10 protein-coding genes are annotated in these 12,893 nt (G+C 71.8%); 4 read left to right on the top strand and 6 right to left on the bottom strand.

Annotation, left to right across the window (positions count from 1 at the left end; genetic code table 11):
- Positions 1 to 207 precede the first annotated feature (207 nt).
- From whiA to KHP12_RS37190, 5 genes are all read right to left on the bottom strand, one after another.
- Positions 208 to 1,197, bottom strand: a complete 990-nt coding sequence (gene whiA, locus KHP12_RS37210) for a DNA-binding protein WhiA (RefSeq protein ID WP_030840944.1) — start codon at positions 1,195 to 1,197, stop codon at positions 208 to 210.
- Positions 1,188 to 2,207 (bottom strand): gluconeogenesis factor YvcK family protein, encoded by a 1,020-nt coding sequence (locus tag KHP12_RS37205; protein WP_211834142.1) that lies wholly within the window; start codon positions 2,205 to 2,207, stop codon positions 1,188 to 1,190. Before KHP12_RS37205 ends, whiA begins: the two co-directional genes overlap by 10 nt.
- Positions 2,204 to 3,139 (bottom strand): RNase adapter RapZ, encoded by a 936-nt coding sequence (gene rapZ, locus KHP12_RS37200; protein WP_020872202.1) that lies wholly within the window; start codon positions 3,137 to 3,139, stop codon positions 2,204 to 2,206. The genes KHP12_RS37205 and rapZ overlap by 4 nt, the downstream gene beginning before the upstream one ends.
- A complete protein-coding gene (gene uvrC / locus KHP12_RS37195; RefSeq protein ID WP_211834141.1) occupies positions 3,136 to 5,277 on the bottom strand; it encodes an excinuclease ABC subunit UvrC in 2,142 nt (713 codons plus the stop codon). The genes rapZ and uvrC overlap by 4 nt, the downstream gene beginning before the upstream one ends.
- Before the next feature lie 172 nt (positions 5,278 to 5,449).
- A complete protein-coding gene (locus KHP12_RS37190) occupies positions 5,450 to 5,875 on the bottom strand; it encodes a QcrA and Rieske domain-containing protein (protein WP_086883587.1) in 426 nt (141 codons plus the stop codon).
- A gap of 216 nt (positions 5,876 to 6,091) precedes the next feature.
- Between KHP12_RS37190 and KHP12_RS37185 the strand changes: the two genes are divergently transcribed.
- Both KHP12_RS37185 and KHP12_RS37180 read left to right on the top strand, forming a co-directional pair.
- Complete coding sequence (locus KHP12_RS37185; RefSeq protein ID WP_086883586.1) at positions 6,092 to 7,153, top strand: LacI family DNA-binding transcriptional regulator; 1,062 nt, start codon at positions 6,092 to 6,094, stop codon at positions 7,151 to 7,153.
- Entirely contained in the window at positions 7,150 to 8,100 is a 951-nt protein-coding gene (locus tag KHP12_RS37180) for a carbohydrate kinase family protein (RefSeq protein WP_086883585.1), read from the top strand. Before KHP12_RS37185 ends, KHP12_RS37180 begins: the two co-directional genes overlap by 4 nt.
- Before the next feature lie 70 nt (positions 8,101 to 8,170).
- On the opposite strand, the gene uvrA is transcribed toward KHP12_RS37180, so the two are convergent.
- A complete protein-coding gene (gene uvrA, locus KHP12_RS37175) occupies positions 8,171 to 11,188 on the bottom strand; it encodes an excinuclease ABC subunit UvrA (RefSeq protein ID WP_037949683.1) in 3,018 nt (1,005 codons plus the stop codon).
- Positions 11,189 to 11,417: 229 nt separating this feature from the next.
- Here uvrA and KHP12_RS37170 point away from each other — a divergent pair, with 229 nt between their 5' ends.
- Together KHP12_RS37170 and KHP12_RS37165 are read left to right on the top strand one after the other, a co-directional pair.
- Complete coding sequence (locus KHP12_RS37170; RefSeq protein ID WP_246648798.1) at positions 11,418 to 12,164, top strand: maleylpyruvate isomerase family mycothiol-dependent enzyme; 747 nt, start codon at positions 11,418 to 11,420, stop codon at positions 12,162 to 12,164.
- Between the two features lie 4 nt (positions 12,165 to 12,168).
- The gene (locus KHP12_RS37165) at positions 12,169 to 12,825 is read left to right on the top strand and encodes an MBL fold metallo-hydrolase (protein ID WP_210609167.1); all 657 of its coding nucleotides are present in this window, start codon (positions 12,169 to 12,171) and stop codon (positions 12,823 to 12,825) included.
- Positions 12,826 to 12,893: the final 68 nt, after the last annotated feature.

Raw genomic sequence — 12,893 nt, 5'->3', positions numbered from 1 at the left:
AGACTTGTCACGACACATGGTCATGTCAACAGCGGCGCGCGGAACCGCTGTCACATGCCCCGCGACGCACCACGCCCCCGGATCACTCGTGTGACCCGGGGGCGTGGGGTGCGGCTCTCGTACGACCTCTCGGACCGTCAACCGGTGGGGGGCGTCGGCTCGTAGGGCCGGCTGTGGCCGATGGGGCCCGTCAGCCCGCGGAACCGGTCAGCCGACCATGCCGTCGGCCATCTCCTCGGTCAGGCTGGACTCGGTGCCGGGGATGCCCAGGTCCTGGGCGCGCTTGTCGGCCATGGCCAGCAGCCGGCGGATACGGCCCGCGACGGCGTCCTTGGTCAGCGGCGGGTCGGCGAGGGCGCCCAGCTCCTCCAGGGACGCCTGCTTGTGCTCCATACGCAGCCGTCCGGCCGCGGCGAGGTGCTCGGGCACCTCCTCGCCCAGGATCTCCAGGGCGCGCTGCACCCGGGCCCCGGCGGCGACGGCGGCGCGGGCCGAGCGGCGCAGATTGGCATCGTCGAAGTTGGCGAGGCGGTTGGCGGTGGCCCGCACCTCGCGGCGCATCCGCCGCTCCTCCCACGCGAGGACCGACTCATGCGCCCCCAGCCGCGTCAACAGCGCGCCGATGGCATCACCGTCCCGGACGACCACCCGGTCCACCCCGCGCACCTCGCGCGCCTTGGCGGCGATCTGGAGCCGGCGGGCGGCGCCGACCAGGGCGAGCGCGGCCTCCGGTCCTGGGCAGGTCACCTCCAGGGAGGACGAGCGGCCGGGCTCGGTGAGCGAGCCATGGGCGAGGAAGGCCCCGCGCCAGGCGGCCTCGGCGTCGCAGGTGGCCCCCGAGACGACCTGCGGCGGCAGCCCGCGGATCGGCCGGCCGCGGCCGTCGACCAGGCCGGTCTGCCGCGCCAGCTGGTCACCGCCCGCCACCACCCGCACCACGTACCGGCTGCCGCGGCGCAGCCCGCCGGGGGCCATCACCACCAGATCCGAGGAGTGGCCGAAGATCTCCAGGATGTCCTTGCGGACTCTTCGCGCCGCGATCCCCGTGTCCAGCTCCGCCTCGATCACGATGCGCCCGCTGACCAGGTGCAGCCCGCCCGCGAACCGCAGGATCGCCGAGACCTCCGCTTTCCGGCAGCAGGTCCGGGTGACGGGGAGCCGGGAGATTTCGTCCTTCACCGCTGCCGTCATCGCCATGGGCCGATCCTTCCATGCATCCGAAAAATACGGTCGTACGCGGCCGCCAGAAGCTCCGGGTCATGCTTCGGGGCACCGTCGGTCGCGGCCACCGGAGCCAGCTCGACTGTGCCGCCCAGCCGCTTGGCGGCGTCGCACAGACTGCTCTGGTCGGGGACGGCGGCCTCGTCGGCCAGCACCACGTCGAAGGCGAGTTTAGGGGCGTGTCGGGCCAAAACCTCCAAATGACGCTGCGGGGAGAAGCCGTCGGTTTCTCCCGGCTGAGGGGCGAGGTTCAGCGAGAGCACGCGCCGGGCCTTGGTCTCGCTGAGCGCCTTGAGCAGATCGGGGACCAGCAGATGCGGGATCACGGAGGAGAACCAGGAGCCGGGCCCCAGCACCACCCAGTCGGCGTCCATGACCGCCTCGACGGCCTCGGGGACGGCCGGCGGATCGTGCGGCACCAGATGGACCGACTGCACCTCGCCGGGGGTGAGCGCCACGGTGGCCTGCCCGGCGACGGTGGAGACCTCGTCCGGCCGCGCCGGGTCATGGCCCCGGACGTACGCCTGGAGCTCCAGGGGGACGGCCGACATCGGCAGCACCCGGCCGTGGGCGCCCAGCAGCTTGCCGACCAGGTCGAGCGCCTCCACATGGTCGCCCAGCTGCTCCCACAGGGCGACGATCAGCACATTGCCCACCGCGTGGCCGTGCAGATCGCCCTCGCTGGCGAAGCGGTGCTGGATGACCCGCGCCCAGGTCTGGCCCCAGTCGTCGTCGCCGCACAGCGCGGCCAGGGCCTTGCGCAGATCGCCGGGCGGCAGCACGCCCAGCTCGTCGCGGAGGCGTCCGCTGGAGCCCCCGTCATCGGCCACGGTGACGACGGCGGTCAGATCGCCGGTGATCCGGCGCAGCGCGGCGAGCGACGCCGACAGGCCCATGCCGCCGCCCAGGGCGACGACCTTGGGATGTGCGCTCCGGTTCGTCCGCGCCCCGACCAGCCGTCGCAGCCGGTTGCTACGAATGGTCACTCGCGCCCCATGTCCCGGTGGACGATGACGGTCTCCACTCCCTCGGCGGCCAGCCGCGGGGCGAGCCGCTCGGACATCGCGACGCTGCGGTGCTTGCCGCCGGTGCAGCCGACCGCGATGGTCACATAGCGCTTGCCCTCGCGGCGGTAGCCCGCGGCGATGAGCTGGAGCAGCTCCGCGTACCGGTCCAGGAACTCCTTGGCGCCGGGCTGGTTGAAGACATAGCTGGAGACCTCCTCGTTGAGCCCGGTGAAGGGGCGCAGCTCGGGCACCCAGTGCGGATTGGGCAGGAAGCGGCAGTCCACCACCAGATCGGCGTCGACCGGCAGCCCGTACTTGTAGCCGAACGACATCACCGTGGCCCGCAGCTCGGGCTCCTCCTCGCCCGCGAACTGGGCGTCCATCTTGGCCCGCAGCTCATGGACGTTGAGGCTGGAGGTGTCGATCACCAGATCGGCGTCCCCGCGCAGCTCGCGCAGCAGATCCCGCTCGGCGGCGATGCCGTCCACGATCCGGCCGTCGCCCTGGAGGGGGTGCGGGCGGCGCACCGACTCGAAGCGGCGCACCAGGGCCTCGTCGGACGCCTCCAGGAACAGCACCCGCCGCTTGACGTTCTTGGCGGCGAGGTCGGCGAGGGACTCGCGGAGGTTGTCGAAGAAGCGGCGGCCGCGGACGTCCACCACCACGGCGATCCGGGCCACATTGCCCTGGGAGCGGGCGCCCAGGTCGACCATGGTGGGGATCAGCGCGGGGGGCAGGTTGTCCACGACGAACCAGCCGAGGTCCTCCAGACACTTGGCGGCGGTGCTGCGGCCCGCGCCCGACATTCCAGAGATGATCACCAGCTCGGGGATGGCCGCCGCCTCGGCGGGCTCGCCCGACGTGCCCGTATTCACCTGCGCTCCGTCTCCATGGTTCTCGTGCTCGGTCATGGTCTGGTCCCCCCGTTCGACGACGCCGCGCCGGCGGCCTCGTCCTCAATGATCTCTCCTGTGGCGGTGTTCACGGCGGGCGCGGCCGGGGCGGCCCCGGCGAGCGCCGCGGCGACCGTCTCGGCCGTCTTACGGCCGACGCCGGGCACCTCGCAGATCTGCTCGACGGTGGCGGCGCGCAGCCGCTTGACCGAGCCGAAGTGCTTCAGCAGGGCCTGCTTACGGCTGTCACCGAGACCCGGAACGGTGTCCAAGGGCCCGGCCTTCAGCGACTTGGCGCGCTTGCTGCGCTGGTAGGTGATGGCGAAGCGGTGGGCCTCGTCGCGGACCCGCTGGAGGAGGTAGAGCCCCTCGCTGCTGCGGGGCAGCACCACCGGGTCCTCCTCGTCCGGCAGCCACACCTCCTCGAGCCGCTTGGCGAGGCCGCAGACGGCGACGTCGTCGACGCCGAGCTCGTCCAGGGCCCGTTTGGCGGCGGCCACCTGCGGCTTGCCACCGTCGACCACGACGAGCTGGGGCGGGTAGGCGAACCGCTTCGGCCTGCCCTCCTCGTCGATCGGGCCGGAGGGCCCCTGGTCGGGTCCGTCGGCTCCTTCGAGGGGCTGCCCGGCGGCCCCGGTGGACCCGGTGGCCCCGGTGGACCCGGTGGACCCGGGAGCCCCAGCGGGCTCGGACGCCTCGACAGCCCCGGGAACCCCAGGAGCCCCGGCGCCTTCCTCCTGCCACTCCCCCGTCTTCTGCTTCTCCTGGAGATAGCGGCGGAAGCGGCGGCTCACGACCTCGTGCATGGAGCGGACATCGTCCTGCCCGGCGAAGCTCTTGATCTGGAAGCGGCGGTACTCACTCTTCCGGGGGAGCCCGTCCTCGAAGACCACCATGGAGGCCACCACGTCATCGCCCTGGAGATGGGAGATGTCGAAGCACTCCACGCGCAGCGGAGCGGAGTCAAGACCCAGGGCCTCGGCGATCTCCTCCAGCGCCCGGGAACGGGTGGTGAGGTCGGAGGCGCGCTTGGTCTTGTGCAGCGCGAGCGCCTGCTGGGCGTTGCGCTGGACGGTCTCCATGAGGTCCTTCTTGTCGCCGCGCTGCGGGATGCGCAGATCGACCCGGGAGCCCCGGCGCTCGGCGAGCCACTGGGTGACCGGCTCGGCCGGTTCCGGCACGGCGGGCACCAGGACCTCCTTGGGGACCGCGTCGCCGCGCTCCTCCCCGTACAGCTGCTGGAGGGCGTGCTCGACCAGCCCGGCGGTGTCGACGGCCTCGACCTTGTCGGTGACCCAGCCGCGCTGACCGCGCACCCGGCCGCCGCGCACATGGAAGATCTGGACGGCCGCCTCCAGCTCGTCCTCGGCGACCGCTATCAGGTCGGCGTCGGTGGCGTCGGCGAGCACCACCGCGTTCTTCTCCATCGCGCGCTTGAGCGCCCCTATGTCGTCGCGGAGCCGGGCCGCCTTCTCGTACTCCATCTCCTCGGCGGCCTCGTGCATCTGCTGCTCCAGGCGGCGCAGATAGGCGCCGGTGCGCCCGGCCATGAAGTCGCAGAACTCCTCGGCCAGTTCACGGTGCTCCTCGGCGGTGACGCGGCCGACGCAGGGGGCCGAGCACTTGCCGATGTAGCCGAGCAGACAGGGGCGGCCGATCTGGGCGGAGCGCTTGAACACCCCGGCGGAGCAGGTCCGGACGGGGAACACGCGGAGCATCAGGTCGACGGTCTCGCGGATGGCCCAGGCGTGGGCGTACGGGCCGAAGTAGCGCACGCCCTTCTTCTTGGCGCCGCGCATCACCTGGACCCGGGGGAACTCCTCGTTGAGGGTCACGGCGAGGGAGGGGTAGCTCTTGTCGTCGCGGTACTTGACGTTGAACCGGGGGTCGAACTCCTTGATCCAGGAGTACTCGAGCTGTAGGGCCTCGACCTCGGTGGAGACCACGGTCCACTCCACGGCGGCGGCCGTGGTGACCATGGTGCGGGTCCGCGGGTGGAGGTTCGCCAGGTCCTGGAAGTACGACGAGAGCCGCTGGCGCAGGCTCTTCGCCTTTCCGACGTAGATCACCCGGCGGTGCTCGTCACGGAACTTGTAGACCCCCGGCGAGTCGGGGATCTGTCCCGGCTTGGGGCGGTAGCTGCTCGGGTCGGCCATGGTCACCACCCTACTTGCGGGGAGTGACACATCCGGTGCCCTCGGGACGCGGTGCGGTGAGGTCCAGGGGATTTGGGGATTCCGCGGCCGGGCGGGCACTCCGGGCGGCCAGGCGGGCACTCCGGGCGGCCGGGCGGGAGTCGCCGGCCTCGACCACCCGGATGTCGTCCGCTCAGGCGTCGGGGCCCGCGACGAGCCGTCCGCCCTTCGTGGTGACCGGGACCGACGGCAGCGGCTTCTCCGCGGGCCCCTGGACGACCTTGCCGGTGCGGGCGTCGAACTGGCTGCCGTGGCAGGGGCAGTTGATCTTGCCGTCCTCGACCGTGTCGACGACGCATCCGGCGTGGGTGCACACCGCGCTGAACGCCGTGAACTCGCCCTTGGCGGGCTGGGCGACCACCACCCGCTGCTCGCGGTAGATCTTGGCGCCGCCAACCGGCACGACACCGGCCGAGCCGAGCTCGACCGGGGCGGTGGGCGTCGGGGACGCCTTCTTGCCCGATCCGCCCGGGGAGCAGGCCGCCACGCCGAGCCCGGCGGCTCCGGCCAGCGCGGCGCGGCACAGCACGGTTCGACGGGAGGCGGGCTGGCTGGACATCTGCGGCTCCTGGGGTGTGAGGGCCCTCCGACCATACCGGCACAGATCCCTCCGTTCGCCGCCGCCCCCGGGGAGGACGTAAGCGTTTGCGCAAACGTTTACGTCCGGCGGTCGATGCGATACGTTACGTGCCCCCAGCAGGGCTCGGCGGCCCCACGGCCCCGACGCCCCCTGGACCGACTCCCCCGACGATCTCGACGTTAAGGACCGCAGCGGATGGCAACCATGGTCGATGTCGCCCGGCGCGCCGGGGTGTCCGTGGCCACCGTCTCGCATGTGCTCAACGAGACCCGGCCGGTCCGCCCCGGCACCCGTAAGGCCGTACTGGACGCCATCGACGACCTCGGGTACATCCCCAATACGCTGGCGCGCTCCCTGGTGACCGCGCGTACCCGCTCGATCGGCCTGGCCGTCTCGGCCATCAGCAATCCGTACTTCACCGAGATCCTCCAGGGCGTCGAGTCCAGCGCCCTGGAGCGGGGCTATGGGCTGCTGATCGCCGATCCGCATGACGACCCCGCGCATGAGCTCACCGTCGTCCGGCTGCTGCATGAGCGGCGGGTGGACGGGGTGATCGTCGCCCCGTCGGCCGAGCCCGCCGGGCTGCTGGAGTATCTGGCCCGCCGTAAGATCCCCGCCGTCTTCCTCGACCGGCTGGTCGGCGACGCCCATGACCAGGTGTGCGCCGAGAACGCCCGCCCCGTCGAACAGCTGGTCGACCATCTCGCCGATCTCGGCCACCTCCGCATCGGACTGGTCGCGGGACTGCCGGGGCTGAGCACCACCAGCGAGCGGATCGCGGGCTACCGGGCCGGTCTGGAGCGCCATGGGCTGCCGTTCCGCCCCGGGCTGCTGGCCGAGGGCCACTCCGAGGCGCGGGGCGCGGAGGACGCCGTCCACCGGCTGCTGGCCTCCCCCGAGCCGCCCACCGCGATCATCACCGCGAACAACGCGATGACCATCGGCGCGCTGCGCGCCCTGCGGACGGCGGGGCTGAGGGTGCCGGACGATCTCGCGCTGGTCTGCTTCGACGACTTCTCCTGGGCGGATGTCTTCTCCCCCGGACTCACCGCGATCTCCCAGCCCAGCCGGGAGGTCGGCGCCACCGCCGTCCGGCTGCTGCTCGAGCGGCTGGAGAATCCGGGGCGGCCGCCGCGCACCGTACGGCTGCCCTGCGCCTTCGTCCACCGCACCTCGTGCGGCTGTGTGGCCGAAGCCCTCGACCGACCACCGCTCCCCGGAACCCCCGGACTCGCCGGAAAGGACCCCGTCTCGTGATCGTCGTCGCCGGAGAAGCCCTGATCGACCTCGTGCCCGAGCGCACGCCGAGCCCCGCGGCGGGTGACCGGCTGCCCGCGCTGCGGCCCGCGCGCGGCGGCGGCCCGTACAACACCGCGCTGGCCCTGGGGCGGCTCGGCTCGCCCACCGCCTTCTGCTCGCGGGTCTCCACGGACGGCTTCGGGGAGGCGCTGCTGGAGGGGCTGCGGATGGACGGCGTGGACACCGCGCTGGTGCAGCGCGGCGAGGAGCCCACGACGCTGGCCGTCGCCTCCATCGGGGCCGATGGCTCGGCCGGGTACGGCTTCTATGTGCAGGGCACCGCGGACCGGCTCTTCACCCTGCCGCCGTCCCTTCCCGAGGGGGTGAGCGCGCTGTCGCTGGGCACCTGCTCACTGGTGCTGGAGCCGGGCGCGAGCGCGTACGAGGAGCTGCTGCGGCGCGAGGCCGCGCGCGGGGTCTTCACCACGCTGGACCCCAATATCCGCACCGGGCTGATCCCCGACGCCGACGCCTACCGGGCCCGCTTCCACGGCTGGCTGCCCCATATCGGCCTGCTGAAGCTGTCCATAGAGGACGCGAGGTGGCTGGCCGACTCGGAGGACGCGGGGGATGTCGAGCGGGCCGTGGGCGCGTGGCTGGCGGCGGGTCCGGCGGCCGTGGTGCTCACCCACGGCGGGGAGGGGCTGAGCGTACGGCGGCAGGACGGCTCGGTGATCTCGGTGCCGGGCGAGCGGGTGGACATCGTGGACACCATCGGGGCGGGCGACACCGTGAACGCCGCGCTGCTGCACCGGCTGGCGGGGCACCAGGCGCTGTCGGCGCCCGCGCTGGCCAAGCTGGACGAGGCGGCCTGGCGGGATGTGCTGGGCTTCGCCGCCCGCGCCGCCGCGATCACCTGCTCCCGGGCGGGCGCGGAGCCGCCCTACGCGTCCGAGCTGGCCTGAGCCCGACCGCTTCGCCCGTGCTCGCCGCGCCCGGGTCGGTCCGGGCGCGGCGCGGGCACAGCGGCTTGGGCTACTTGGCGGCCGCCCGCTTGGAGGCGGCCGTGGTCTTGGCCGCCGCCTTCTTGGCCACGGTCTTCTTCGCCGCAGTCTTCTTGGCCGCCGTGGACTTCGCGGCGGCCTTCTTGGCGGGCGCCTTCTTGGTGGTCACACCGCCCTTGCGCGCGGCGGGCACCGTGGCGTCGCTCACCCGGTCGCCCAGCATGTCCCGCAGGAACTTCCCGGTGTGGCTGACCGGGATCGAGGCCACGTCCTCCGGGGTGCCCTCGGCGATCACCAGACCGCCGCCGCTGCCGCCCTCGGGGCCCATGTCCACGACCCAGTCGGCCGTCTTGATCACATCGAGGTTGTGCTCGATGACGATCACCGTGTTGCCCTTGTCGACCAGGCCGGAGAGCACGCTGATCAGCTTGCTGATGTCCTCGAAGTGCAGACCGGTGGTCGGCTCGTCCAGCACATACACCGTGCGGCCGGTCGACCGCTTCTGGAGCTCGCTCGCCAGCTTGACGCGCTGGGCCTCACCGCCGGAGAGGGTCGGCGCGGGCTGTCCGAGCCGGACATAGCCCAGCCCGACCTCGTTGAGGGTGCGCAGATGGCGGGCGATGGTGGGCACCGCCTCGAAGAAGTCCAGGGCCTCCTCGATGGGCATGTCCAGCACCTCGGCGATGGACTTGCCCTTGTAGTGCACCTCCAGGGTCTCCCGGTTGTAGCGCGCGCCGTGGCAGACCTCGCACGGCACATACACATCCGGCAGGAAGTTCATCTCGATCTTGATGGTGCCGTCACCGGAGCAGTTCTCGCAGCGGCCGCCCTTGACGTTGAAGGAGAACCGCCCGGGCTGGTACCCGCGGACCTTGGCCTCCATCGTCTCCGCGAACAGCTTGCGCACATGGTCGAAGACGCCGGTGTACGTGGCCGGGTTCGAGCGCGGGGTGCGGCCGATGGGCGACTGGTCGACATGCACCACCTTGTCGACGAGATCGTCGCCCGCGACCCGGGTGTGGCGCCCGGGAACCGCCCGCGCGCCGTTCAGCTCGCGGGCCAGATGGGTGTAGAGGATGTCGTTGACCAGCGTGGACTTACCCGATCCCGAGACACCGGTGACGGCGGTGAGCACCCCCAGCGGGAAGGACACATCGATGTCCTGGAGGTTGTTCTCCCGGGCGCCGTGGACCGTGAGGCGCCGCTTGGGGTCCATGGGCCGGCGCGCCGCCGGCAGCGGGATGGCCTTCTTGCCGGACAGATAGTGCCCGGTCACCGACTCCTGGTTGACCAGCAGCTCGCTCAGCGGCCCGCTGTGCACCACCTTGCCGCCGTGCTCGCCCGCGCCCGGGCCGATGTCCACCACCCAGTCCGAGGTCTTGATGGTGTCCTCGTCGTGCTCCACGACGATCAGGGTGTTGCCGAGGTCGCGCAGCCGCACCAGCGTCTCGATCAGCCGGTGGTTGTCGCGCTGGTGCAGGCCGATGGACGGCTCGTCCAGCACATAGAGCACACCGACCAGACCGGAGCCGATCTGGGTGGCCAGCCGGATGCGCTGGGCCTCGCCGCCGGAGAGGGTGCCCGCGGCGCGGTTGAGCGAGAGATAGTCCAGGCCGACGTCGACCAGGAACCGCAGCCGCTCGTTGACCTCCTTGAGGACCCGCTCGGCGATGGTCTTCTCGCGCGCGCTCAGCTCCATGCCGCGCAGGAACTCGGCGCATTCGCTGATCGACATCGCCGAGACATCCGCGATGGACTTGTCCTGCACGGTGACGGCCAGAACGATCGGCTTCAGGCGGGTGCCCTCACAGGTGGGGCAGGGCACCTCGCGCATATAGCCCTCGAACCGCTCCCGGCTGGCGTCGCTCTCCGCCTCCGAGTGGCGCCGCTTCACATAGGGCAGCGCGCCCTCGAAGGCCGTGGTGTACGCCCGCTGGCGGCCGTAGCGATTGCGGTAGCGGACCTCGATCTGGGTCCGGTGCCCGTTGAGCAGCGCCTTCTTGGCGCGCTGCGGAAGCCCGGCCCAGGGGACGTCGGTACGGAAGCCGAGCGCGTCGGCGAGCGCGCCGACCAGACGGCCGAAGTAGTCCTTGGTGTGGCCGTGGGACCAGGGGTGGATGGCGCCCTCGTCCAGCGACTTCTCCTCGTCCGGGACGATCAGCTCCGGGTCGACCTCCATCCGGGTGCCGATGCCGGTGCACTCCGGGCAGGCGCCGAAAGGCGAGTTGAAGGAGAAGGTGCGCGGCTCCAGCTCCTCGAAGGACAGGTCGTCGTACGGGCAGTAGAGATGCTCGGAGAACATCCGCTCCCGCTGCGGGTCGTCCTCCGCCAGGTCCACGAAGTCGAGGATCACCATGCCGCCGGAGAGGCCGAGCGCGGTCTCCACCGAGTCCGTCAGCCGGCGCTTGGCGCTGTCCTTGACGGTGAGGCGGTCCACGACCACCTCGATGGTGTGCTTCTCCTGCTTCTTCAGCTTCGGCGGGTCGGACAGCTGGATGGTCGCGCCGTCCACCCGGGCGCGGCTGTAGCCCTTGGTCTGGAGATCGGAGAAGAGGTCGGCGAACTCCCCCTTGCGCTCGCGCACCAGCGGGGAGAGCACCTGGAAGCGGCTGCCCTCGGGAAGCTCGAGCACCCGGTCCACGATCGCCTGCGGCGACTGGCGGGCGATCGGACGGCCGCACTCGGGGCAGTGCGGCTTGCCGATACGGGCGAACAGCAACCGGAGGTAGTCATAGACCTCGGTGATGGTGCCGACCGTCGAGCGCGGATTCCGCGAGGTCGACTTCTGGTCGATCGACACCGCGGGGGACAGCCCCTCGATGAAGTCCACATCGGGCTTGTCCATCTGCCCCAGGAACTGGCGGGCGTAGGAGGAGAGCGACTCGACGTACCGGCGCTGCCCCTCGGCGAAGATCGTGTCGAACGCGAGGGACGACTTGCCCGACCCGGACAGCCCGGTGAAGACGATGAGCGAGTCGCGAGGAAGGTCGAGTGAGACGTTCTTGAGATTGTGCTCGCGAGCGCCACGAACGATGAGACGGTCGGCCACGCCGGTCGGCACCTTTCTTGAGAGAGTCGGGGTGCGCCGAGCCCGCTCGCGGGGCGGCCCTGCCGGTCGGAGCAGGTGCGGAGCGGAGCGAAGCCCCCAACCCAGGGTATGGGGGCACGACGACGATGTCTTAAGGATGCAGCACACCGAGCCTATAGCACGCACATTCGATTTGCGGGCCACGGGAGCCGACTTCACCCGATCGTGTGGTGCGCACTACGGTCGGGTCATGACCGACTGCACCGGGGCCGACTACGTCCGGGACGCCGCCGCCGTACAGGCGGCGACGGACCGGCTGCTGACCGCCGTCGCCGCCCTCGACGAGGTCTCCCTCGCCCGTCCGTCGGAGCTCCCCGGCTGGACCCGCGGCCATGTCCTGGCCCACCTGGCCCGCAACGCGGACGCTCTGGTGAACCTCCTCACCTGGGCCCGGACCGGCGAAGAGACGCCGATGTACCCCGACGCGGAGGCGCGCGACGCCGACATCCGGCGGGATGCCGCCCGGCCGCTCGCCGTCCACCTGGACGACCTGCGCACCAGCGCCGCCCGCTTCGACGCGGCGGTCGCCGCGCTGCCCCCGGAGCGCCTGCCGTACGAGGTGACCCTGCGCGGCGGTGTCCGGGAGCCGGCCGCCGGGCTGCCGCTGCGCCGCCTCACCGAGGTCGAGCTGCACCATGTCGATCTCGGCATCGGCCGCACCGTGGCGGATCTGCCCGCCACGTTCGTCGAGAGCCAGCTCACCGTGCTCACTGGTACAAGGTTCGCCGGGCACCCGGATATTCCCCCGCTGCGGCTGGTCACCGGGCCCGGCACAGCGGACGCCCGGCACACCGGCCGCCCCGCCGCCCCCGGGGAGTCCCCGGTCACCGTCACCGGCTCCCCCGCCGCCCTGCTGGGCTGGCTCACCGGCCGTATGGACGGCGCCGGTCTCTCCTGCCCCGACGGTCCCTTGCCCGTCCTGCCCGCACTAGGCTGAGGCCATGACCTACAGCGGAGTGGTGACGGTCGGCGGACCGGCCGATGTGCATGAACTGCCCGATCTGATGATCTCGAAGGTCGCGGTCGGTCCCATGAACAACAATGCGTACCTGCTGCGCTGCCGAGCCACAGACGAGCAGCTCCTGATCGACGCCGCCGCCGAGCCGCACACCCTGCTGTCCCTGATCGGCGAGAGCGGCATCGCCTCCGTCGTCACCACCCACCGGCACCAGGACCACTGGAACGCGCTGCGTGAGGTGGTGGACGCCACCGGCGCCCGCACCTACGCGGGCCAGTACGACGCCGAGGGCATCCCGGTGCCGACCGATGTACCGGTCGCGGACGGCGACACGCTGCGGGTCGGCCGGGTCGAGCTGACCGCCCGCCATCTGGTCGGCCACACCCCGGGCAGCATCGCCCTGATCTACGACGACCCGCACGGCCATCCGCATGTGTTCACCGGCGACTGCCTGTTCCCGGGCGGCGTCGGCAATACATGGAAGGATCCCAAGGCGTTCGAGAGCCTGATCCACGACGTCGAGACCAAGCTCTTCGACCAGCTCTCCGACGAGACCTGGGTCTACCCCGGCCACGGTGACGACACCACTCTCGGCGCCGAGCGCCCGCACCTCGGGGAGTGGCGCGAGCGCGGCTGGTAGCGGCGCTCGCGCGGCCCCGGAGCGCCGCACGCCTCCGTACGCCCCGTGACCCCAGGCGGGCCGGGGCG

The sequence above is a fragment of the Streptomyces asiaticus genome (assembly GCF_018138715.1).
Lineage (GTDB): Bacteria > Actinomycetota > Actinomycetes > Streptomycetales > Streptomycetaceae > Streptomyces > Streptomyces asiaticus.
The sequence above is the reverse complement of the archived record's forward strand: the minus strand, read 5'-3'. Positions and strand labels throughout refer to the sequence as shown.